Origin of the sequence: Aerococcus kribbianus (assembly GCF_026805545.1) — a bacterium.
Lineage (GTDB): Bacteria > Bacillota > Bacilli > Lactobacillales > Aerococcaceae > Aerococcus > Aerococcus kribbianus.
Window position 1 is genome coordinate 882,465 of the sequence record NZ_JAPRFR010000001.1, and the last position, 20,996, is coordinate 903,460.

21 protein-coding genes are annotated in these 20,996 nt (G+C 40.6%); 1 reads left to right on the forward strand and 20 read right to left on the reverse strand.

The window, feature by feature from the left end; all coding sequences use genetic code 11:
- Nucleotides 1–17 precede the first annotated feature (17 nt).
- The 6 genes from OW157_RS04130 to OW157_RS04155 all read right to left on the reverse strand — a co-directional run bounded on the left by OW157_RS04130 (nt 18) and on the right by OW157_RS04155 (nt 7,530).
- Nucleotides 18–2,495, reverse strand: a complete 2,478-nt coding sequence (locus OW157_RS04130) for a UvrD-helicase domain-containing protein (protein ID WP_268752071.1) — start codon at nt 2,493–2,495, stop codon at nt 18–20.
- Nucleotides 2,496–2,647: 152 nt separating this feature from the next.
- Nucleotides 2,648–3,304, reverse strand: a complete 657-nt coding sequence (locus tag OW157_RS04135) for a GntR family transcriptional regulator (RefSeq protein WP_268752072.1) — start codon at nt 3,302–3,304, stop codon at nt 2,648–2,650.
- Between the two features lie 79 nt (nt 3,305–3,383).
- Entirely contained in the window at nt 3,384–4,067 is a 684-nt protein-coding gene (locus OW157_RS04140; protein WP_268752073.1) for a glycoside hydrolase family 73 protein, read from the reverse strand.
- Between the two features lie 101 nt (nt 4,068–4,168).
- Nucleotides 4,169–5,347 carry a class I SAM-dependent rRNA methyltransferase gene (locus OW157_RS04145; RefSeq protein ID WP_268752074.1) on the reverse strand — a complete coding sequence of 393 codons (1,179 nt, stop codon included), beginning with the start codon at nt 5,345–5,347 and terminating at the stop codon, nt 4,169–4,171.
- A gap of 26 nt (nt 5,348–5,373) precedes the next feature.
- On the reverse strand, nt 5,374–6,804 hold the full coding sequence (locus tag OW157_RS04150) for a sensor histidine kinase (protein ID WP_268752075.1): 1,431 nt from the start codon (nt 6,802–6,804) through the stop codon (nt 5,374–5,376).
- Nucleotides 6,805–7,530, reverse strand: a complete 726-nt coding sequence (locus tag OW157_RS04155; RefSeq protein WP_268752076.1) for a response regulator transcription factor — start codon at nt 7,528–7,530, stop codon at nt 6,805–6,807.
- A gap of 300 nt (nt 7,531–7,830) precedes the next feature.
- Between OW157_RS04155 and OW157_RS04160 the strand changes: the two genes are divergently transcribed.
- On the forward strand, nt 7,831–8,121 hold the full coding sequence (locus OW157_RS04160; RefSeq protein ID WP_417882740.1) for a single-stranded DNA-binding protein: 291 nt from the start codon (nt 7,831–7,833) through the stop codon (nt 8,119–8,121).
- Between the two features lie 105 nt (nt 8,122–8,226).
- On the opposite strand, the gene OW157_RS04165 is transcribed toward OW157_RS04160, so the two are convergent.
- The 14 genes from OW157_RS04165 to OW157_RS04230 all read right to left on the reverse strand — a co-directional run bounded on the left by OW157_RS04165 (nt 8,227) and on the right by OW157_RS04230 (nt 20,973).
- Complete coding sequence (locus OW157_RS04165; RefSeq protein WP_268752077.1) at nt 8,227–8,763, reverse strand: pneumococcal-type histidine triad protein; 537 nt, start codon at nt 8,761–8,763, stop codon at nt 8,227–8,229.
- A gap of 148 nt (nt 8,764–8,911) precedes the next feature.
- Nucleotides 8,912–9,850: a DNA-binding protein WhiA gene (whiA, locus tag OW157_RS04170; protein WP_268752078.1), complete on the reverse strand. Its 939-nt coding sequence runs from the start codon at nt 9,848–9,850 to the stop codon at nt 8,912–8,914.
- Nucleotides 9,851–9,877: 27 nt separating this feature from the next.
- Nucleotides 9,878–10,891 carry a gluconeogenesis factor YvcK family protein gene (locus tag OW157_RS04175; RefSeq protein ID WP_268752079.1) on the reverse strand — a complete coding sequence of 338 codons (1,014 nt, stop codon included), beginning with the start codon at nt 10,889–10,891 and terminating at the stop codon, nt 9,878–9,880.
- Nucleotides 10,888–11,781: an RNase adapter RapZ gene (rapZ, locus tag OW157_RS04180; protein WP_268752080.1), complete on the reverse strand. Its 894-nt coding sequence runs from the start codon at nt 11,779–11,781 to the stop codon at nt 10,888–10,890. Before rapZ ends, OW157_RS04175 begins: the two co-directional genes overlap by 4 nt.
- A 33-nt stretch (nt 11,782–11,814) precedes the next feature.
- A complete protein-coding gene (locus tag OW157_RS04185; RefSeq protein WP_268752081.1) occupies nt 11,815–13,539 on the reverse strand; it encodes a phospho-sugar mutase in 1,725 nt (574 codons plus the stop codon).
- Between the two features lie 119 nt (nt 13,540–13,658).
- Nucleotides 13,659–14,588: a thioredoxin-disulfide reductase gene (gene trxB / locus OW157_RS04190; protein WP_268752082.1), complete on the reverse strand. Its 930-nt coding sequence runs from the start codon at nt 14,586–14,588 to the stop codon at nt 13,659–13,661.
- A 66-nt stretch (nt 14,589–14,654) separates the two neighbouring features.
- Nucleotides 14,655–15,530, reverse strand: coding sequence for a UTP--glucose-1-phosphate uridylyltransferase GalU (gene galU, locus OW157_RS04195; protein ID WP_268752083.1), 876 nt, complete (start codon nt 15,528–15,530; stop codon nt 14,655–14,657).
- 1 nt (nt 15,531) lies between these two features.
- Nucleotides 15,532–16,608, reverse strand: a complete 1,077-nt coding sequence (locus tag OW157_RS04200; RefSeq protein ID WP_268752084.1) for an NAD(P)H-dependent glycerol-3-phosphate dehydrogenase — start codon at nt 16,606–16,608, stop codon at nt 15,532–15,534.
- 10 nt (nt 16,609–16,618) lie between these two features.
- A complete protein-coding gene (lgt, locus tag OW157_RS04205) occupies nt 16,619–17,476 on the reverse strand; it encodes a prolipoprotein diacylglyceryl transferase (protein ID WP_268752085.1) in 858 nt (285 codons plus the stop codon).
- Between the two features lie 11 nt (nt 17,477–17,487).
- Entirely contained in the window at nt 17,488–18,414 is a 927-nt protein-coding gene (hprK, locus tag OW157_RS04210; protein WP_268752086.1) for an HPr(Ser) kinase/phosphatase, read from the reverse strand.
- Between the two features lie 309 nt (nt 18,415–18,723).
- Nucleotides 18,724–19,080, reverse strand: coding sequence for a phage holin family protein (locus tag OW157_RS04215; RefSeq protein ID WP_268752087.1), 357 nt, complete (start codon nt 19,078–19,080; stop codon nt 18,724–18,726).
- On the reverse strand, nt 19,080–19,358 hold the full coding sequence (locus OW157_RS04220) for a PspC domain-containing protein (RefSeq protein ID WP_268752088.1): 279 nt from the start codon (nt 19,356–19,358) through the stop codon (nt 19,080–19,082). Before OW157_RS04220 ends, OW157_RS04215 begins: the two co-directional genes overlap by 1 nt.
- 28 nt (nt 19,359–19,386) lie before the next feature.
- Nucleotides 19,387–19,560: a PspC domain-containing protein gene (locus OW157_RS04225; protein ID WP_417882741.1), complete on the reverse strand. Its 174-nt coding sequence runs from the start codon at nt 19,558–19,560 to the stop codon at nt 19,387–19,389.
- A 39-nt stretch (nt 19,561–19,599) separates the two neighbouring features.
- Entirely contained in the window at nt 19,600–20,973 is a 1,374-nt protein-coding gene (locus OW157_RS04230) for a DUF4097 family beta strand repeat-containing protein (protein ID WP_268752089.1), read from the reverse strand.
- Nucleotides 20,974–20,996: the final 23 nt, after the last annotated feature.

Here is a 20,996-nt window from a genome sequence, read left to right on the forward strand (position 1 = left end):
TCCTCATCCTTTTTATACTAGTCGTTAACCTTTTCAATTGGGGCAAAAGCTGCTAATAAACGTTTAACACCTTGGTCTTCGAAAGCGATATAGAGTTCTAAGTCATCCTGACTGCCTGTGAGTCTGACAACACGACCTGTTCCCCATTTTTTATGGTAGGCTTGGTCTCCCACAGCCCACTCTTGGTCAGCGTTACCCATACTTGGATCAGCCTTCTGACTACCTTTAGGGCTAAAAATAGATCCGCCAGCATGACTAGCATGCTTAGACCCTGATTTTGACCCTCGATAAGGGCGACTTTGGGCCCGTTCTTGCCGTTGCTGGCTGAAGTAGGTATTCAATGATTGGCCAGAGGCTGACTTGTCTTGTCCATAAGCTGAGAAAGCATGAGAATAATGCCGACCTTGGCTATCAATTAGCTCTGAATCAATTTCAGAAATAAAACGTGATGCCGGATTGGCCTGTTGCCTACCATACAGCATCCGGGAATAGGCATTGGTCAAGAAGAGTTTTTCTTCCGCTCGTGTAATCCCTACATAAGCCAAACGACGCTCTTCTTCCAATTCCTCTTCATCTTTAGCTGCTCGTTGCAAGGGGAAAATGCCTTCTTCCATACCGATTAAGAAAACTACAGGAAATTCTAATCCCTTAGCTGCATGCAAAGTCATCAGCGTTAACTCGCTCGCCTGGTCGTCTTCCTCGCGGTCAGCTACTAAGGAGAGATCAGTAATAAAATTCATTAGAGCATCATCAGAAGCCACATCAATAAACTGGGCATTTACAGCTGCCTGTAATTCTTGTTCAGCAAACAATTGCATTGACCCATCTGCAGCAAACTCGCCTATTGAACTAGTAGCTTCCTGATTTGATGTAGTAGTAGGTGAATCATCCTCATTTGGCGCCACTGCTGATTCTTCCTCTTGCCAATTCTTATCAAAATCTGCGGTAACTGATAAGAATTCCTCAATATTTTCAATACGAGCTTCTGCTTCCAAGGAGTTTTGACTTTTAAGATCTGTCAGATAACCTGATTGGTCTAAAATCTCTTGGGTCAATTCCGTGATGGATAGAAATTCGCGTTGTTTTTGGAGGTTTTCCATCATTTTGGCGAAGTTTTTCAGTGACTTGGCCGCCTTACCAGTTAAGGGAGAAAAATCAACCGCAGAAGCTGCCATCAATAGGTTTAACCCTTTATCATTAGCAAATTGACGTAATTTTTCTAGACTACCTGGTCCAATCCCACGTTTAGGCACATTAATGACGCGAGTGAAACTTAGATTATCATCAGGATTAGCCAGTAAACGTAAGTAAGCTAGGACATCTTTGATTTCTTTACGATCATAGAATTTATGGCCCCCCACCATTCGATAAGGGAGATTGGCCTTGACCAGATTTTCTTCAATAACCCGTGATTGGGCATTGGTTCGATAAAGTATGGCGAAGTCTCCATAATTATATTGGTCATCAGCCACCAAATCTTTGATTTTTTGAATCACAAAATAAGACTCGTCTTGCTCACTCTGGCCAGTATAGTACTGGATCTTATCGCCAGCTTCTTTTTCCGTCCACAGGGCTTTTTCCTTGCGCTGCTCATTGTTGGCAATAACTGCGTTGGCTGCTTGTAGGATAGTCTTAGTTGACCGATAATTTTGTTCCAAAAGGATGGTTGTGGCTTGTGGATAATCGGATTCAAAGTTAAGAATATTTTCCATGTTGGCCCCACGCCAACCGTAAATACTCTGGTCAGCATCACCTACAACGCAAACATTTTGGAAAAGTCCGCCTAAAAGTTGGACGATCTTATATTGTGCTTCATTGGTGTCTTGGTATTCATCGACATGAATATAGTGGAATTTTTCTTGGTAGTAGCGGAGGATATCCTTGTCTTGAGTGAAAAGACGAACAGTTTGCATAATTAAGTCGTCAAAGTCCATTGATTGAGCTTGGTCAAGAGCTGCTTGATACCGGTCATAACAGTCAGCAACCACATCTTCGATATAGCCGGAATGACTTTCCCGATATTGGCTAGGCGTTTGCAGATTATTTTTTGCATCAGAAATTTTCCCTAAAATCATGGTATGACGAAATTTCTTACTATCTAGGTTTAAATCCTTAATAATACGCTTCATTAAGGTTTGTTGCTCACTGGGATCAGCAATAGTAAAAGAACGTGAATACCCAATGGCTTCTGCTTCTCGACGTAAGATTCGAACGCACATGGAGTGGAAGGTAGACACCCACATTTGCTGGGCTTCTGGCCCTACCAAAGCTTGGACCCGATCTTGCATTTCGCGAGCAGCCTTGTTGGTAAAGGTAATGGCCAAAATATTCCAAGGATTAACTTCTTTTTCTGCTAATATGTAAGCCATCCGATGGGTCAAAACACGGGTTTTCCCAGATCCGGCTCCAGCCATAATTAAAAGCGGGCCCTCTGTATGTAAGACCGCTTCTTTTTGTTTATCATTTAGTCCTGTAATTAGTTGGTCTGCCGTCATTAGACACAATACCTCCATTCTCTCTACATTAGTCTATCACGTCTCCTAGCCATCAGCAAACAGCAAGTTGAGAGGATAGGAATAAGCTTTTATTACGATATAACAAAGAAAAAGTGCCAAGCTACCTATAGGCATTGGCACCAAGAAATAATTTATTTGTTGATTTGATAAAGGATTAATTGGTTGACCCAAATTCGGGTTTGCTTACGAGCGACCACATAGTCCCCCTCAATTAAGGCCTTAATAAGATTAGGATAAATTTCCCGCATATCATGCGCTTCACGTTCTAGGGTAGTCCGATTTTCTAACATCTCTTTATGATAAATTTCATGTAAGGGATGAATCGTATTTAAAGTCACCTGACGAAAGTAAGAATTGGCATAAAAAGTAGCGAGGTAGGCATAGAAGTCATATTCGACCTTAAAATATTCAGTATAATCTTCTTCGGTCAAAGCATTTAAAATACGATCTTGAAAATCATTTAGAATATCCCGGTCTAGTGTGATTGCCTTGTTTTCCATTTGCTGGAAGAGATTCATGACTAAGAGCTCAATAAATTGTAGTCGTTCAACAATAGCACGAGAATTCAAGGAAGACTTAGCAACCACAGCACCCTTATAAGGTTCAATACGAATATAGCCTTCAACTTCAAGCTGAGCCATTGCCTTACGTACTGGGGTTCGACTCATTCCCAATTGCTCAGCGATTTCAACTTCCTTTAAATGCGTATCCGCTAGTAACATATTACTATCAATTTGGTCTTTTAAGTAGTCATAGGCTAATTCTGCATAAGACTTGTCCTTAGACATCCCATCGTCCTCTCTAGAAATACAAAAATTGCTAAGATTGTTCTTTTTATATCTTACACTCCCTAGGTGGAAATTGCAATCACTCATTTCCTCCTTCTGCTGGGGAGTCGAAACGCGTTAATTGATAGTTTTCAATGATTTGATTCAACTTTTGGTCATAAGTGGGATCAGTGGCATAACCGGCTGCTTGCAAGGCCTGACTAGCCTTACGATAATCTTTTTCTCCTATCACATCATGGTAAAGACTAGGATTCCAATTCACCCCATTATGCATCAGTTCAGCATGGTCTTCAATTGCGGCTTGGTCATTGGGGTAAACCTTAAAGGGGGCTTGAACGGTAATCGTTTGGCCATCAACCACTTCTTGGGTAGGGAACAAAGCGCTGGGTTCATTACCATAAGCCTTACGTCCAAAGAGATTGTGGTAGTCCTGGGCCAAATCAGAGCGGCCAAAATCTGACTCTAAAATGGCTTGAGCAGTCACCAAACTTGGCAAGATTTGCGATTGAGCATAATTAGCTTGGGATAAACGACCAATCCGTTCAACAAAGGCCGCCTCTGATTCATTAGGAGTCGTCTCATTAGGAAGTGGTTGCTTTGGCCAATCCGCTGACCAACTTCTCGATATAAAAAGCAAAGCCACCACTAAAAGCAAAGCTAAAATCTGCCAATGTAGACTGGCTTTTTTCTTTTTGCTCATTCGTAAATAACGTTTACGAATACGGTTGGGACCTAAATAATAAGACCATTTTCTTTTGGCCATTCCTTCCATCCTTTCACCATAATATAAGTATTTCTTCCTAGGTGAATATTGTTGAACAGAGTTTACTGATCTTGCCAGGGTAGGGCTAATAAGTCATTAGTCTAACTGAGAACATGATAAGATTTAACTTTTAGATAATCACTTTCTGGGTTGGCTGGTGGTACTGGAAAATCAACTGGCAAATGGAATTCCTGTACTAACTCCAAACTCTGACCAGCTTTTTGTGCACCCTTTTGAATTAATTTCTCAAAGGCGTGACTAGATAAATTGGCTGCATTAGTTGAACAAATCAATTGGCCACCTTCATTTAGAATCATTAAGGCTTTGGCCACCAATTTGTCATAATCGCGGCTCGCCTTGAAAGTTTGTTTCTTATTCCGGGCAAAACTTGGGGGATCAATAACAATGACATCGTAGGTCAAGCCTTTTTTTATAGCGTAGTCATAAAAATCAAACACATCCATAATAAAGATCTTATGATTATCCATGGGAATGCCATTAGCGGCAAACTGTTCCTCCACCAATTCATCAGTCCGCTTGGCTAAGTCCACACTGGTCGTGGACAGGGCGCCCCCCATTGCTGCGGCCACTGAAAACGCGCCTGCATAGGAAAATAGGTTCAACAAATCACGGCCGGGCGCTAATTCCCATTGAATGTATTGGCGAACATCTCGTTGGTCCAGAAAAATACCCGTCATCCACCCATCATCTAGATGACAGTGGTAAGCAACCCCGTTCTCCATCACGGAAACTGTCTCAGGGATTTGCCCCCATAATACTTCACTCTTAGGTAAGTCCGATGCTTTGAAGCGATTTTTACCAACAATGCCTTGGCAGTCAGGATATGTCGTCAACAAGGCATGGACAATAGCTTCCTGATAGGTATAAATCCCCAAGGAATACCATTGAATGAGGGCATAATTATCATAATAATCAATAGTAAAACCACCCATACCATCGCCTTCACCATTATAAATTCGAAAGGCAGTGGTTAATTGATCAGCAAATAGGACCTGGCGTTTTTCCTTAGCTTTGGTAAAAATCTTAGTAAAGAAAGTATCTGGACGGACATGAGCAAAGGCTTCATCAACAATCCAACCAATTCCTTTGTTTTGCCGGGCTAAATAAGCTTGGTGGAGAAAGTGCCCTTTTTCATCAACTAATTCGACAATCTCTCCCTCCTCAAAAGTAATATCATGGGCAAAGTCAGCTTCTTTCACTAACTTCAATCCTTGGTCATAAGCCTTTTGGGCAGTTTGCTTTACTTTTAATTTTTGCACCTTATTCCTCCTCTGCATGCTTGGTCTTACTTTTTTTCTTGTTTCAAGGTTTTCTCGTGGGGGAATTCTAAGGTAAAGCTTGTTCCTTGTCCTGGCGCTGAAGTCACTGAAATATGACCTTCATGGGCATTCATCAACTGTTTTACAATAGATAAGCCTAGACCTGATTCACCAAAGACATTGTTTTTACGGGAAATATCTGCCTTATAGAAACGTTCCCAAATATTTTCAACCTCTTCCTTGGTCATTCCCACACCAGAATCTTTGATAATAATTTGCGTGCTATCTAAACGACTAGTACCCTTAATTGTAATGGTCCCTTCTGTAGTGAACTGTACTGCATTCTTAACAATATTAACCACAATTTGTCGAAAACGGTCGGCATCAGCATATACTCTCACATCAGGTTCACATTCAATTTGAATTTGGATAGCTTTCTTAGCGGCTTCTTCGTTCATCTGTAGAGCAATATCATTGAACACTGGAGCAATAGAAAAATTCACCTTATTTAAGCTAATCTCATTGGCACGAATTTTTTCGTAATCCAGATTTTCATTCACTAAACGTGCCAATCGTTGGGCTTCACTATTAACTAGAGAGATACTCCGTTCCCATTTTTCAGGCGGCAATACACCATCTTCCATACCCTTTAATAGGCCAATCATAGTGGTCAAGGGTGTTCGCATTTCATGGGCGACATCGAGCATTAATTGGCGACGCATGTTTTCTTGGCGGTTAACTTCCTGTTGACTGACTTGGAGAGCATGAGTCATTTGATTAAAGTCCTTGGCTAAATCATCAAATTCATCGCCATTATTCGCAGGAATATCTACCGTATAATCTCCTGAAGCAATTTGCCGAGTGGCTTGACTTAAACGGGAAATACGCCGGTTTTGGTAACGGGCTAACAAGGCAGAGATCACTACTGAAATCCCGCCTGAAATTAAAACCCCCCGTAAAAGGTTCACATAGAGGGCTCGAATGGTACGATCAGTGAGATAAGCTGGTGCACCAATCGCTAAATAACCCGCATACTGCTTAGAAGGGGTGGTCATTAAAGGAATAAAAATAGCCAAAGCATCCGAATCACGCTCAGAAAAACCCATATCAAAGGCCTTTAAGCCTAACTGTTGGCCACTAGTCAGCTGCTTTAATTCAGATTCACTCAACTGCAAGTTTTCCTGGATATCCGCCTGAGCATCAGGATACTGTCTTTGATTGCCAGCATCAAAATAGAAAACCCGAACACTAGCTGAATCTAAAACCGGTTGTATTTGTTGCAAGTAATCTTTGGTAATTTCTTGGCCCACAATGAAATCAGCAATCTGAGAGAGTTCTTCCTGTTGACGCAAGTAGACCTGATTTTTCGAGAAGTTAAAAAGAGTCAAACCCATAGTGGAAATTATTACCACAATAACCAAAACAAAGGCAATCATTTGTTGGTAGAAATACCGCATCTAATTCACTTCCGATTCATCAAACTTGTACCCCACACCCCAAACGGTTTGAATAAGTTGCGGACCATATTTTTCCATTTTTTGCCGTAATTTTTTTATATGAGCATCCACAGTCCGTTCATCACCAAAGAAAGGATCTTCCCAAAGCTTAGTCAATAAGTGGTCACGAGAAAATACTTGTTTAGGATGGCTAGCCAAGGTCAAGAGAATATCAAATTCCTTAGGAGTTAATCCCTCAATCAATTGATCATCATAATAGGCCTCACGTGTTTTTTCGGAAATTCTTAAATGCTTAGTTTCAATATCGAAATCATTTTCATCCGTATCTGTCTGATCAGATTTAGCCTCTTGAGACAAGTTGGACCGTCGTTGCAAGGCTCGCATTCTTGCCATTAAGGTCACAGGATCGAAAGGCTTAGTCACATAATCATCAGCGCCTAAGCCTAAACCTAAGACTTGGTCACTTTCACTATCACGTGCTGTCAACATAATAATTGGCACATAGGGATTGATTTGGCGAATTTCTCGGCAAATTGATATGCCATCACGACTAGGTAAATTTAGGTCTAGAATTACCATATCTATATCATCTTCATTTTCTTGGTAGTAGGTCCAGCCTTCTTCTCCATCTTGAATGAAGTTTGCCGTCCAATCTACTTGTTGTTCAAAAAACATTTCCATCATTTCACAAACGCTGTTATTGTCTTCAACCATCAATATCCGCATATAAATGGCCTCCTTTATTTACTTAGTCCTTTTATCAGGTATTTACTATCATCATTAGGCTTAGACCTATACTGTTTTACTATAAGCCGTGACTTGCAGACCATCATCTGACCCCTAAGCTTTCGCATCGGTCGTCTTCTGTATATATTGTACCTTATTTCTAAAATTTTGAAATTAAAATTGCCATTAAGATTATTTTTCACGTATTTATAAATAGAGAGAAAGGAGAGATATTATGAATCAAGTAAACTTATCGGACGCTTAGCACGTGACCACCAAGTAAAAAATGTTGGCGAAGGAATGACTGTCCTCCATAATGCAGTGGCTCTTAACCGAACCAAAAAGGATGGATCAAAACATGTTGACTTTATCCCAATCACTGCCTGGAACAAACGCGCCACATTGATGGAAAAATATTTAAAGAAGGGAGATGAGATTGGCATCGTTGGTCAATTAAATACCCAACAATATGAAAATAAAAATGGTCAGAAGGTACATATTGTCGAAGTAGTTATTACTGACCTTACCTTCCTTCGTAAAAAACAAGAAAATAATCTCACTTTAGAAGACCTCATGCCTGATGAATCATAAATAAAAGGATGTGATGAAATGCGGGAGCTCCGAAAATAGGTAGATACTTGTATAAAGCAAAGAGGCTGGGTCCTTCCCCAGCCTCTTACTTTTCTTGTGTTAGTTTTACTCATTTGCGACAGCTTGATTTTCATCTAAATGGCGTACTAGATCAGCCTGGTTTTCATCTTTAAGATAAAACCCATAGTCATCACCAACTTTAACCACATAGCCTTCGTCGTGGTCAGATACCTTATCTGCCTCATCGAATTCATAATCACTACGGGCTAGCAACAAAGTATCAGAAATCAAAGCATCGCTTGGAAGCTTGCCATTATAGAAATGGTAATGGTCGCCATGTGAAGTCACATAGCCCTGGTCAGTAATTTTTACAACAATTTCTTCTGCATCGATACCTTCTTGCGCATTAAGATCAGCCGTTTGCTCTTCTTGACTAGCTACCTCATTATTTGTTTGATCCTGGGACTCATTATCGCCACTACTAGCGTCTTCAATATAAGCAATACCACTGGAAGATTCTGTCTCAGTCGCTAATTTGGACTGATTTTGTTTATAAAGGCCATACCCACCTCCTCCGATAACTAAGATTGCTATCACAATTGCTAGGAAAAGCCCTAATTTTTTCGGTTTAAGCTTCATCATCCACCCCTACTTTCCATACTATTTACTAGCATCTTCAAAACGTAACTGTTACGATTTACTAAGCTAGTATAGGGGGTTTTCTACTCTTTGTCAACAAAAAAAGGATGAGACTTTTAGCTCATCCTCTTTTGTCGCACTCTCACTTTAGTTACATTCTACTAGCACGTAACTTGTCAGCATAAGTATTAATTTTACGGAAACGATGATTCATTCCTGATTTGGATACTGGTCCTGAGGGTACCAATTCGCCTAATTCCTTGAGTGAAACTTCAGGATTATCCAATCTTACTTGCGCCACTTCCTGTAATTTATCAGGTAACTCGCCTAATCCTACCACATTTTGAATAAGTTCAATATTAGCGATTTGTTTACTAGCAGCGGAGACTGTTTTACTAAGATTTGCACTTTCACAGTTTACAATCCGATTCACTGAATTGCGCATATCACGCATAATACGAATATCTTCAAAACGTAATCGGGCATTATAGGCACCAATGACTGCTAAGAAATCAGCGATTTTTTCTGCTTCTTTAATATAGGCAATATAACCATTGCGACGCGGGATTGCTTTGCCCTTGAGACCAAAGCTAGTCATCATAGTGACGATATCTTGGTTATGTTCTTGGTCAGCAGAATAAATTTCTAAGTGATAAGCACTTTTCTCAGGATTATTTACTGATCCGCCAGCCAAGAATGCCCCCCGCAAGTAGGACCGACTTCTTTGTTCAGAATTCATAATTTTGGGGGAAATATTAGCCGTGATAAAAACCTCATCCATGATTTCTAATTCTTTTAACAAAGATAAGGCATTATGACTAACGCGAACCACATAGACATTATTCTTCTTAAGTTTCATCTTGCGACGAACTACCAGCTCACTCACTGTATGAAAATGCTCCTTGAGTAAGGAGTATATGCGCCGAGCAATTGCGGCATTTTCAGTTTGAATATTTAAAATCACTGCCTTATTGACCATTGACACAGAACCATTCATACGAATAATAGCAGCTAATTCAGACTTGCCGTGTTCAAAGTCAACTGTGATTTGGGTGAGCTCTTTCTTTACATCCCCTGCAAATGAAGCCATCACCCTCACCTCTTCCTTTGATAATAATTAATAGTCCCCACGATAAATTTTCAGTATTTCGGCCACTAACTTGCGTTGGTCATGGTAAACGCCTGATTCTTTTAAATTCAAAAAATCAGCACCAATAATTTTAGTTTTTTCTTTAAGCAAGCCTTGCTTATCATGGACCACTTGAACCAAGTATTCTGGCGTTTCCTTACTTTCAATATATTCATAGGGCACTGTTGTTTTATTAATTAGGGCGTAGTCCACTGCTTTAGCTTGCAGATGCTCATTAATCACGCGTAAATGATCCGCATCAGTAAAATGTTCAGTTTCCCCTAATTGCGTCATAATATTACAAATATAGACAACTTTAGCGGGCGTGTCAAGTAAAGCCTGCCGAATTTCCTCGATAACTACATTAGGTAGAATAGAGGTATACAAGGATCCCGGCCCTAAAACCACGATGTCTGCTTCCATAATGGCCTTAACCACATTATTTCCAGCTGTTGGCTGGGCGTCTGGGCGTTTATCAGGATTGGCGACCCTTACTGATACACAATCAATAGGACGTTTCTCGGCTACAATGCGTGTCTCTCCTTCAATCATGCTCCCATCTGCATAATGAGCCTGTAAAACTAGCGGATAAGGACAAGCTGGTAAAACTTGACCATGAATAGCCATCATTACCTGCAGCAGCTTCAAAGCATGGTGGACATCGCCACGCATTTCCGCTAAAGCAGCAATGATCAAGTTTCCAATGGCATGACCAGAAAATTCATTATCCTCAGGGGCAAAACGGTATTGAAAAATATCCTTATAAATTTGCTTGGCGTCAGACAAGGCCACTAGACAGTTACGAATATCTCCAGGAGGGATGGTATTGAGTGAGGTCCTTAGTGAACCCGATGATCCTCCATCATCAGCAACAGTGACCACCGCTGACACATCACATTTGGCTTCCTTTAGTCCCGACAGCAAGATAGGCAAGCCTGTGCCACCCCCAATCACAGTCACTTTGGGTTGCCTGTAGTCAAACTTATTTTGGGTGCTTATCATGACCGATTCACCGCCTCTTTCTTTTTGAAACGGTCACGGTGGCTGATATTCGTTTTATAACCCATGCTAGAAATATGTTTACCAATACGCTCAGCTAGGGCAATTGACCGATGTTGGCCTCCAGTACAGCCAATACCAATCGTCACTGAACTCTTGCCTTCTTTTTGGTAGAGAGGCAAGGTAAAGTCGATTAAATTAGTGAATTTCGCATAAAACTTTTCGGTATCTTCTTGGGCCATGACATAATCATAGACTGGCTTATCGAGACCTGTTAAAGGACGCAAATCAGAAATATAATGTGGATTGGGTAAGAAACGAACATCCATCACCACATCACAATCAATAGGAATGCCATATTTGAAGCCAAAAGATAAGACCTCAACAAAGAAACCATGGTCATCATCTTGTTTAAATTCACGGGTTAGCTCTTCCCGTAATTCTCGTGGAGAGATAGTTGACGTATCGATAATTAAATGCGCTTTTTGGCGAATATCTTGAAGGTGAGCCCGTTCTTTTTGAATACCTGTTAAAACTGAACCGCCACTTTGTTGCAAGGGATGACTACGTCGCGTTTCCTTGTAACGAGACACTAATTCTGAGTCAGAAGCCTCTAAATAAACCACTGACATTTTAATCATATTAGTATTATCCATATTTTGAATCACAGTAACTAACTCATCAAAGAAGTCACGTGAGCGTAGGTCAATCACCAAGCAAATTTTAGTGATTTTACCACTGTCTTTAATTAATTCCCAAAATTTAGGGAGCAAAGAAGGTGGCATATTATCGACACAGAAATATCCCATATCTTCAAAGGATTGCATGGCAACCGTTTTACCTGCCCCACTCATCCCAGTAATGACCACTAAATTTAAATTATCACTATTCATGCTTATCCCCTAACTTTCCTTCATCCTTAATTATTATTGGCTTAGCTCTTCAATGGCAGCTTGAAAGGCGGCTAGCTTCTTATCAACAGCTTCCTGGCTAGAATCATTAGCACCAATATAGAACTTAATCTTAGGTTCTGTCCCGCTTGGGCGAATAGCAATCCAAGTCTTATCAGTCAAGTAATATTTCAAAACATTGGCCTGTGCAAAGGTCATGTCTTCTTGGTCGCCATTAGCGAAATGTCGTTGTAAAGTTTGGTAATCTTCACGTTTTTCCACTGGGACACCAGCAATCTCTGTCAGAGGTTGCTCCCGTAAATCAGCCATCAATTGTTGAATTTCCTGAGCACCGGCTTGCCCTGGTTTTTTTACTGCAATGGTGGCTTCTTTATAGTAGCCATACGTTTCAAAGAGCTCAATTAACCCATCATAAACAGTTTTTCCTTGGGCCTTATAGTAGGCAGCAAGCTCCGCTAATAATAGAGTGGCTTGTACAGCATCCTTGTCTCTAACAAAGGCTTCCACCAAATAACCATAGCTTTCTTCAAAACCAAAAAGAAATTCATGGCTATGGTCTGCTTCAAATCTCTTAATTTGTTCCGCAATAAATTTGAAGCCTGTCAAAACATCAATCGTCTCAATATCAAAAGATGCAGCAATCACTGCTGGTAATTCACTAGATACAATAGATTTAAGGATAACCCCATGCTCAGGAAGATTATCCTTGTCTGCCTTAGTCTTGAGTATATAGTAGGTCATCAAGGCAGCAATCTGGTTACCAGTAATTACTTGATAGCTGCCATCTGGTAAGCGGACACTTGCTCCCATCCGATCAGCATCTGGGTCTGTAGCAATTAAGATGTCTGCCTGATATTTTTCCCCATAAGTCTCTGCCACATTAAAAGCTTCGGCTTCTTCAGGGTTAGGCGATTTCACCGTGGAAAAATCAGCATCGGGTTCTTTTTGTTCAGCCACATAAATGGTTTCCGTAAATCCTGCTTGTTCTAAGGCAGATTCCACTAACATTTGACCTGTTCCGTGAAGAGGAGTATAAACAATTTTGACCTCATTACCAACAGACTGAATCAAATCAGGATCAATTGTGACTGATTCCATAGCTGCTAAATATTTTTTATCAATAGCTTCACCAATAAATTCCAATAATCCTTGTGCTAACGCCTGGTCTTGGTCAGCTACAGAAACTGTCAAAGGATTAGCTACTGCTTGAACATATTGGGTTAAAGCATCCGCATCCTTAGGCGGCATTTGGCCCCCATCTTGGCCGTAAACCTTATATCCGTTGTATTCAGGTGGGTTATGGCTGGCAGTTATCATAATACCAGCAAAGGTACCTAACTCACGTACTGCAAAAGACAGCTCTGGTGTTGGTCGTAAGCTCTCAAAGACATAAGCTTTGATACCATGGTTAGCTAGGGTCAAAGCCGCTTCCAAAGCAAATTCTGGTGAATAGTGGCGGGAGTCATAAGCAATCACCACACCACGATCTATGGCATCTTGACCATAAGACATAATTAATTCAGCCAAACCTTCACTGGCCTGACGAACTGTATAACGATTCATCCGATTAATACCCGCTCCAATCACGCCACGCATTCCGGCTGTTCCGAAGGCTAGGGGTTGGTAGAAGGCATCCGCCAAAGCTTCCTCATCTCCCTGTAATTCTTCCAATTCTTTTGCTAAATTAGTATCAAGATCAGAAAAATTCTTCCACATTTCATAATTACTTTGCCAAGTCATAAGCCCACTCCTATTCTCTAATGATTAGGTCTATTGTATCAAATTTAAGCAAGAAAAAAAGCTGGAAGTTTCTCCAGCTTATTCCTCTAATTGTTTATTCATTTATTAGTAAAATCTAATTATCCCCTAATTGCTTCCACATAATTATAGGCTTCTTGGCCACCAATTCCACCATCACCGACAGCTGTTGAAATTTGTCGTAATTTTTTGGCTCGAACATCACCAACGGCAAAAATACCTGGAATCTTAGTGTGCATATTCTCATCCGTTTCAATCCAGCCCTCAGCATCTGTGATTCCAAGGTTCTGGAAAGCTTCGGTGTTTGGTAGTAAGCCGACATAAATAAAAACACCATCAGTGTCAGTTTGGCTAGTTTCTCCTGTTTTTGTATTCTCTAATACGAGGCCAGTTACCTTTGTTCCGTCACCTTGGATTTCCTTAACCACGCAATCCCAAGTGAAGTCCACCTTATCATTTTCTTTGGCACGATTCTGTAAAATTTGTTGTGCTCGCAATTGATCACGACGGTGGATAATGTTCACTTGATCAGCAAACTGGGTGAGATAAGTGCCTTCTTCAACAGCAGAATCGCCACCACCAATCACCTTAAGTGACTTATCACGGAAGAAAGCGCCGTCACACACTGCACAGTAAGAGACACCCCGACCAGCATACTCCTCTTCACCTGGTACGTTGAGATGACGGTGAACAGAACCAGTGGCAATTACCACTGCATAAGCACTATAAGTTTCACTATCTGCTTTTACCATGTGCACATTCTCTTGACTTTCAATGCTTTGGACTAAACCATAAGCATATTCCACACCAAATTGAACAGCACTCTCATACATTTTATTCGCTAGGTCTGGTCCTTGTATACTGGTGAAACCCGGATAATTTTCAACATCTGCGGTATTAATTAATTCCCCACCTGGTACTCCTCGTTCTAATAGCAAAACGGAGAGATTAGCTCGTGACGCATATAGCGCAGCAGTCATTCCGGCGGGACCAGAACCGATGACAATGACATCGTAATCAGTAGTAGTCATATTAAAGTCCCCTTTCATTTTCTTAGCTATGATAACAGCTTTTATAGGAAAAGTAATCTTTCCTGCTTAGCCTAGGTCACTTTCTATAGAAAGAAGATACTCTTTAAGATCATTTTTGATATCAGGATGTGTCAAGCCATATTCGATAATAGTCTCCATGTAACCTAACTTATTCCCAACATCGTAACGTTTCCCATTAAAAATTTTAGCAAAAACACGTTGAGTTTTGTTTAAACGGTCAATAGCATCAGTTAATTGCACTTCGTTTCCTGCTCCCCGTTCTTGGGTTTCCAAGAGTTCAAAAATTTCTGGGGTTAATAGATAACGCCCAATAATAGCCAAATTACTTGGTGCATCTTCAGGTTGCGGTTTTTCCACAAACCGGCGAACATTATAAATTTCATCAGAATACTTGGCTTCCGGATCAATCACCCCATATTTATCGGTTTGATCCTTAGGTACTGGCATAACAGCAATATTAGAAGCGTGGGTTTCTTCATAGGCATTAATTAATTGTTTAGTTAGAGGCACTTCATCAACCATTAAATCGTCCCCTAACATAACCACAAAGGGCTCGTCACCTACAAAGGCTTTGGCTTGTAAAACTGCATCGCCTAAGCCTTTAGGATAAGATTGCCGTTTAAAAAAGAGGTTTAAACCAACCGTATCTTTGATTTCTTCTAAGAGGTCATGTTGGCCCTTGGCTTCAAGGTTGGCTTCCAACTCCAAATGAGAATCAAAGTGATCTTCAATAGGACGCTTGCTCTTTCCAGTGATAATTAAAATATCTTCAATACCTGATGCTAAGGCTTCTTCCACAATGAATTGAATGGTGGGTTTATCAACAATTGGCAACATTTCCTTGGCCATGGCTTTGGTAGCTGGCAGGAAACGCGTTCCTAATCCAGCAGCAGGAATAACCGCTTTTCTAACTTTTTTCATTTTAATACTCCTTATCGTGAATAAATCCTTGGTCAATTTGACTTTGGGCAAAGTAAATTTCACCCTTTTTATCTCTTTGCATTAAATCATTAATTACCTGGTCAACCGCCTGTCCCTGCGCAATCACCTGATAAATTGCTCTTGTGATTGGCATATCAACTTCTAATTCTTGGGCAATTTCATAGCAGGCAAGCGTCGTTGCCATCCCTTCAACAACCATATTCATGTCTGCTTCAACAGCTTGCGGAGACTTCCCCTGTCCAATTTGATAGCCAGCTTGCCAATTACGCGAATGGGGCGATGTCGCTGTGACAACCAGATCACCTACGCCACTCAAGCCTAAATAAGTCATAGGATCAGCTCCCATCCTTCGACCCAAACGGGTAATCTCTGCAAGGCCACGGGTGATTAAGGCAGCCTTAGCATTGTCACCATAGGAGAGGCCAGCTAATATACCAGCACCCAAGGCAATTATATTTTTCAAGGCACCACCTAATTCGACCCCTACAATGTCTTTATTGGTATAAACACGAAAATAATGATTGGTAAAAATATCTTGAATAGTTTGGGCTGCCTGCAAATTACTAGATGCAGCTGTTATAGCAGTAATGTCATGGTTAACCACTTCTTCAGCATGACTTGGACCAGACAAGGCCACTATAGGCAACTCTTTGTCAGGAAAAATATCACCTAACACATCTAACAAGACCTCACTGATGCGATAATGACTGCCTTGCTCTAAGCCCTTAGAAGCGTGCATGATAATAGGCAAGTGATTTCGACTAGTAAAGCCGTTTAACCCAGCAAGTTCTGTGGCAACTTGACGGATAGCCCGTGTCGGCAAAACGAAGGCGATAACATCAGCATCCCTTACCGCCTCACCTAAATCTGAAGTAATCTTAATGCTATCAGGAAAAACTAATTGTTTTAAATAATCTGGATTTTGGCGACTCGTTTGCATATTTTGAGCATGGCTAGTTTTATGCGTCCATAGCGTGACATTATGTTCGTTTTCTGCTGCCAACATCGCTAGGGCTGATCCCCAGGAACCCGCACCTAAAATACTTAATTTTGTCATAGTTACTCCTTTACTGGTAGTCTGGACCTTCAATTTCTGAGTAGTAAGGAAGGGGGGTATGGTCTTGCTTGCGTCTGTAAATGATAAGAGCGAGAGACAATAAAACTAATATCCCCGCTAAAACTTGGGACACACGCAGAGGCCCAATATAAAGACTGTCGGTTCGTAAACCTTCGATGAAGAAGCGACCAAAAGAATACCAAAGCAGGTAAAGCAAAGAAGTTTCGCCTAATTTAAGGGTCTTGTCCCGGCCACGTAAAACTAACAAGAACGCAACACCCAAGAAATTCCATAGCGATTCATAGAGGAAGGTCGGTTGGTAGAATACACCATCAATATGCATCCCCTCAACGATAAAGTTGGGCAGGTGAAGGGTATTGCGAAGAAAATCTTCACTCACAGGCCCTCCATGCGCCTCTTGGTTAATAAAATTACCCCAGCGTCCCATGGCTTGAGCTAAAAGCAAATAGGGCGCTGCCACATCAAGAATAAATATGGGGTTGATTTGCCGGCGTTTAGCATAAAAATAAGCCGTTAAACCACCAGCGATAACCCCACCATAAATGGCAATTCCTCCATTCCAAATAGCAAGGATTTCACCGAGGTTCTGCTGGTAATAGTCCCACTCAAAAATGACATAGTAAAGTCGGGCCCCTAAAAAACCAAGGGGAATAGCCCAAACCATCATATCTAGAATGATATCTTCATCAAAGCCTTTTTTCTTAAGCTCTCTCCCTGCTAAAGAAATGCCTAAGAAGATAGCCAAACCAATAATGATGCCATACCAATAAATTGGCCAGCCAAAGAAACGAAAGGCCACTGGATCAATAGCAGCTATATGACTAAATATTGATTGAAAATTAAGCATAAGCTAAACTCCTATCCCTTGTTCTCGTCAATCAAACGAGACAAATTAGCCTCAAACGTCTCTGTCGCATTGAAGCCCATGTTACGCGCTCTAAAGTTCATGGCTGCAACTTCGATAATATTGGAAATATTTTGTCCCATTTGCACGGGGACCGTAATCCGAGGAATATTAACTCCTAAAATATCTACCATTTCTTGGTCTGATCCTAAACGGTCAAAGTGATCACCCTTCTCTACCCGTTTCAAATGAACAATCAGATTTAATTCTTGGTCACTACGAACTGCCCCCGCTCCGTAAAGGGTCATCACATCAATAATCCCTAAACCACGGATTTCCATTAAATTTTTTAAAATTGCTGGGGCTTCCCCATGTAAGGTTCGTTCATCTTTTTGGTAGAAATCCACTCGATCATCCGCAACTAAACGGTGACCATTCTTGATTAATTCTAAGGCCGCCTCTGATTTACCAACGCCAGAGGCTCCCATAATTAGTAGCCCTAAGCCATAAACTTCAACAAAAACACCATGTTTAGATTCACGTTCAGCTAATTCACCATGGAGATAATCCGCCATAGATGAGGACAATCGCGTAGTGGTTGTTGGGGCGCCTAAAATGGGAATACCATTTTCACTAGCTGCTTGAATGGCTTCGTATTCCGGGTATTGGTCTCGGGAAAAAACAAATACCGGAGTATCCTCCTTAGCTAAGCGACGCATAATCAGTAATCGCTCGTCTGAGGTCATCTTGCTTAAATAGGTTGCCTCAGCGCGACCAAATAATTGAATCCGGTCAGAGGGATAATAATTAAAATAACCTGTTATCTCCAAACCTGGACGTGAAATATCTGCTGTTGCAACGTTACGATTGAGGTAATCTTCTCCAGAAATCACTCGTAAATGTAAGTTGTCAACAAGCTGTTTAACTGTTACATCCGTCATATCTTCTAATCCCCCTCCTTCATAAAGTCCTCTTCATTTTATCATAAAACCTGCCGTCATGCCTCTCCATTAACAAGACTTCTGAGCACAAAAAAGAACCCATCTTTAAGGATGGATCCCAAACTAGACATAAGGAAAAGACTATGACAAAAGACCTAAGAACAGAAAATTACGCGAGTGCCCATATAGTTGGAACAAGTAAATCCCCCATTGCAGGTAGTGCAGATTATATATGCTTTGTCTTTTTATAAAGCAAATAAAGTGACCCTAAACACCACCTGATAATGATGTATTAGGGTCAGTTTATAATTAATTATTTTTTTGGATAAATTTCTCAAATACCCAGTGGTAAATCGCAAATAAAACGGCAGTTAGGATAGCATACCAAAAACTTGTAAAGACAAAACTATTATCAAATAGAGATGCCACTAAGGCAAACATTAATCCGTTGACAATAAAGCGGAATAACCCGAATGTCAATATGTTTAATGGTAAGGCCAACAAACTAACTATTGGACGGATCAAAGAGTTAACAATACTTAAAAGCAAAGCTACTAGCATAGCTGACATAAAATCCGCCACATAAACATTAGGGGCTAAGATCCAAGCAATGGCCATCAAACCAAATGCATCAATAAATAAACCTAAAAAGAAACGTTTAAACATTAGAAGTCGCTCCATTTATCCTCATCATCTGATGTCTTTGCTTGGTGCATAGGACGTCCAGATGGTGATTTTTTATCTGTAGAGCCATAAGTGTTTCCATTACTTGCTTTTGCTTCTGGCATTAGAATTGCAGCTAAGATGTACAAGAAGACCCCTGTACCACCTGAAAGTACTAATAAGGCGGTTATCAGGCGAACAATTACCGAATCTACACCAGAGTATTCAGCTAACCCTCCACAGACACCTGCTATAATACGGTCATTATTGGATTTTGTCAATTTTTTCATACTAAATCAATCCTCTCTACTAAGGCATTACAATCGCTAAAATAATATAAATTAATACACCAGAACCCCCTGCTAGGGTCAGTAAGACATAAATCAAACGAACAATGGTAGGGTCAATACCGAAGTAATCAGCAATCCCTGCACACACGCCAGCTAACATGACATTATCTTGTGATTTTTGCAGTCGTTTCATTTTCAACACTCCTCTTTTCACTGTGTTATTAATAGGGTCTTACTTTCCTGCCTTGACTAAAATATTCCCCGTCATACTCTTTAAACTAATAGGTGCCGGATGATTTTCCAATTGGAATTGGAAAAGTTTTTGTTTATTGAGTTGGTCATCCTTTAAGCCGGTAATGGTTAAATGCTCATCACGGAAGAGAATTTGGCCATGATTAGTAGCTGCCATTCCATCAATAGGCGTTTCAGCGGGGAGGTTTAATTTAATATCCCCCGTCTTATTTTCCACTACGATGCGTTTAGGGGCCTCTGTTAGGGTCATCCGAATATTGCCGTTGAGTCCGTGAATTTCTGCATTAGCCACTTGACCAACAATTCTTTGGTCGCCATTATAATTTTTAGTAATCAAATCAGTCACTTGACTGTCTTTTAATGTGATTGGTGAATTCTTAGCAGCAAGCTCTAACATTTGAGCTTTAATGTCATTAATTTCAATCAAGCCATCACTGGATTTAATAAAAATATCATTACTAGTAAGCTTATCAATCTGAATTTTACCAGAAATGGTATGCACTTGTAAGTAGTCTAATTGTTTTTGTGGTAACTTTACCCGCACATGACTTGTTAATAGACGAGATAAGAGTTTTAGCCGCAAGCTCCCCGCATCATAACTGAAATCTGCCCGATTGAGAAAGGCTTCAAGCGGAGTTTCTTCATCATAATCACCCAACAATTTTCCTTGTACCTCAACCGCAATGGTGTCACTATCCCAGCCTTGCAAGCTAATATTTCCCTTGGCAATATCTAGATCAATGACCGACAAATCTGCTCCTGGATAGGTCCACTCATTGGCATATTCATGGGTAATGACACGCGGAACTGGGATTCCATTAGCCTTTTTGTCAAAAGCTACTGTACGATTAAATTGATCCCTAATGGTATCTAGACCTTCTTTAGCTCGATCAAAAATAGTTTCGGTTTGAGTTTTGGTTGATTGATTGGCCTGAGCATGTTCTGTATGGTCTTGGCTGCTTGCCGATTTCTGTTCAAGACTAGCATCTAGGTCACGAACTTCTTCCTTAACTTGATCAATCTGTTGGTTGAGTTGGTCAATTTCTTCTCGTAACCGTTGTCTTAAAATTTCAGTAGTAGAATCGTCTTCCTCATCATCTAAACGTAACTGACGATCTGCCTGTAATTTCTTGGCTAGTTTGGCTTCTAATTCTTTTTGTAATTGGTATTTTTGATCACGCAAGGATGATTTTTGATTGGCATCTCCAGCCAGTTCTTCATAAAAATCTGCTAGGACTGCTTCCCCGTTGTTGTCTATATTTTGGCCACGATTAGCTAACAATAACTTGGCTTCTTCGGCAGTAATAATGCCTTCTTCTACTAGATTTAAAATACGTTCTTTATCTGTTGTCATAATCTAGCCTCCTTTTATAAGCT

Coding starts and splice junctions, on each gene's coding strand:
- OW157_RS04130 (WP_268752071.1), bottom strand. CDS start 2,495: ATGACGGCAGACCAACTAATTACAGGACTAAATGATAAACAAAAAGAA.
- OW157_RS04135 (WP_268752072.1), bottom strand. CDS start 3,304: ATGTCTAAGGACAAGTCTTATGCAGAATTAGCCTATGACTACTTAAAA.
- OW157_RS04140 (WP_268752073.1), bottom strand. CDS start 4,067: ATGGCCAAAAGAAAATGGTCTTATTATTTAGGTCCCAACCGTATTCGT.
- OW157_RS04150 (WP_268752075.1), bottom strand. CDS start 6,804: ATGCGGTATTTCTACCAACAAATGATTGCCTTTGTTTTGGTTATTGTG.
- OW157_RS04155 (WP_268752076.1), bottom strand. CDS start 7,530: ATGCGGATATTGATGGTTGAAGACAATAACAGCGTTTGTGAAATGATG.
- OW157_RS04160 (WP_417882740.1), top strand. CDS start 7,831: ATGACTGTCCTCCATAATGCAGTGGCTCTTAACCGAACCAAAAAGGAT.
- OW157_RS04165 (WP_268752077.1), bottom strand. CDS start 8,763: ATGATGAAGCTTAAACCGAAAAAATTAGGGCTTTTCCTAGCAATTGTG.
- whiA (WP_268752078.1), bottom strand. CDS start 9,850: ATGGCTTCATTTGCAGGGGATGTAAAGAAAGAGCTCACCCAAATCACA.
- OW157_RS04175 (WP_268752079.1), bottom strand. CDS start 10,891: ATGATAAGCACCCAAAATAAGTTTGACTACAGGCAACCCAAAGTGACT.
- rapZ (WP_268752080.1), bottom strand. CDS start 11,781: ATGAATAGTGATAATTTAAATTTAGTGGTCATTACTGGGATGAGTGGG.
- OW157_RS04185 (WP_268752081.1), bottom strand. CDS start 13,539: ATGACTTGGCAAAGTAATTATGAAATGTGGAAGAATTTTTCTGATCTT.
- trxB (WP_268752082.1), bottom strand. CDS start 14,588: ATGACTACTACTGATTACGATGTCATTGTCATCGGTTCTGGTCCCGCC.
- galU (WP_268752083.1), bottom strand. CDS start 15,530: ATGAAAAAAGTTAGAAAAGCGGTTATTCCTGCTGCTGGATTAGGAACG.
- OW157_RS04200 (WP_268752084.1), bottom strand. CDS start 16,608: ATGACAAAATTAAGTATTTTAGGTGCGGGTTCCTGGGGATCAGCCCTA.
- lgt (WP_268752085.1), bottom strand. CDS start 17,476: ATGCTTAATTTTCAATCAATATTTAGTCATATAGCTGCTATTGATCCA.
- hprK (WP_268752086.1), bottom strand. CDS start 18,414: ATGACGGATGTAACAGTTAAACAGCTTGTTGACAACTTACATTTACGA.
- OW157_RS04215 (WP_268752087.1), bottom strand. CDS start 19,080: ATGTTTAAACGTTTCTTTTTAGGTTTATTTATTGATGCATTTGGTTTG.
- OW157_RS04225 (WP_417882741.1), bottom strand. CDS start 19,560: ATGAAACGACTGCAAAAATCACAAGATAATGTCATGTTAGCTGGCGTG.
- OW157_RS04230 (WP_268752089.1), bottom strand. CDS start 20,973: ATGACAACAGATAAAGAACGTATTTTAAATCTAGTAGAAGAAGGCATT.